The 1,465-nt window shown below is 55.2% G+C and carries 1 protein-coding gene; it reads left to right on the top strand.

Annotated elements, in window-relative coordinates:
* Positions 1–141: 141 nt before the first annotated feature.
* Positions 142–1,465 (top strand): ISNCY family transposase (locus tag K419_RS22480; RefSeq protein ID WP_035497604.1); only part of this gene is annotated, 1,324 nt, incomplete at its 3' end.

Below are 1,465 nucleotides of genomic sequence, written 5' to 3'. Positions count from 1 at the left end.
TAGTTTCCGTCCGGAAACATAACGTGCTGAATTTGTTGTCTAATCCCCGAGAAAGTGCTTAGGTTTTAGTTGTCGCCGTGCTATAATCCGTTCCGTAACATATTGATTTGCTTCAATTCAATAACAACTGGAGCGGCAAACATGAGGCAAAAACAGACCCGGCAGATGAGCCTGTTTTCAGTAACTGCTCGTCACGACATCGGCCTGGAACTCAAGGAGATCTCCAAGGTTCTAGATGACACACCACAGATGCTGGACTTGGTTTATAACGACCTGATCCGTAATCGCCGCCACGAAACCGGGCGAGAGGGAATGACGGCTGAGCAGGTGCTTCGATCTTGCGTGCTCAAACAGTTTCGCTGCCTCCCATACGAGGAACTTGCGTTCCATCTTGAAGATTCCAACTCGTTCAGGGCCTTCGCCCGCCTGGAGATGGGGCAGTATCCCTCGTCATCGACTCTCCAGGAGAACATAAAACCGATTTCCGAAGAGAGCTGGGAAGCGATTCACATCTGCCTGATGCGGTACGCGCAAAAGTTCGGCATAGAGAACGGGCGCAAGATGCGCATCGACTCCACCGCTGTTGAGACCGACGTGCACGACCCCACCGACGCCTCTCTTCTGTGGGATGGCATTCGAATCACCACCCGCTACCTTGAGGAAGGGCATACCCTTGATCCTCGCCCCGACTATCGCTACAGCGATCACCTGCGAGTGGCAAAGAAACGCCTGCTCGCGGTGGTCAATGCCAAGAAGGAGGCGGATCGGGTCTCTGCCTACCGGGACATGGTTCACTATGCCGGCAAGGTCGTCGGCTACGCCAGGGAAGCGATCCCTGCGCTGGAAAGGTATCAGGCAGTTGACCTCGGAGGGATGATGACCGCCATGCGACTTCGTGCCCAGCTGAAAAGGGCTGTCGAGCTGCTGGAGAAAGTGATCAGCCAAACCGAACGGCGCGTCTTCCGCGGGGAGAAAGTTCCTGCGTCGGAAAAGGTGGTCTCCTACTTCGAAGATCACACCGACATCATCGTGAAGGGCCGCAGGGAGATCGTGTACGGCCACAAGATCTTCCTAACCAGCGGTAAATCCAACCTGATACTCGACTGCCAGATCGAGCGGGGCAACCCTGCCGATTCCGAACAATACATCCCGATGCTTAAGCACCATGAAGAGATCTTCGGCCGGTTGCCGCGCCAGATCAGCGCGGATGGGGGCTTCGCTTCCAAGAAGAACCTCTCCGATGCCAAGGAGCTAAAGATCAAGGACGTCGCTTTCGCAAAGAAGCGCGGTCTCGCTGTCGTCGACATGGTAAAGAGTTCCTGGGTCTACAAGAGGCTCAAGAACTTCCGGGCCGGCATCGAAGCGAACATCTCGACTCTGAAGCGCGCCTTCGGTCTGGACCGATGCAACTGGAAGGGCTGGGAAGGCTTCAAGCGCTATCTCTGGAGTTCGATCTTCGCCTATA

Origin of the sequence: Citrifermentans bremense R1 (assembly GCF_000426865.1) — a bacterium.
In the GTDB taxonomy this organism is placed as follows: Bacteria; Desulfobacterota; Desulfuromonadia; order Geobacterales; family Geobacteraceae; genus Geomonas; species Geomonas bremensis.
Note: the sequence above shows the minus strand (reverse complement) of the source record. Positions and strands in the feature narration are given on the sequence as shown.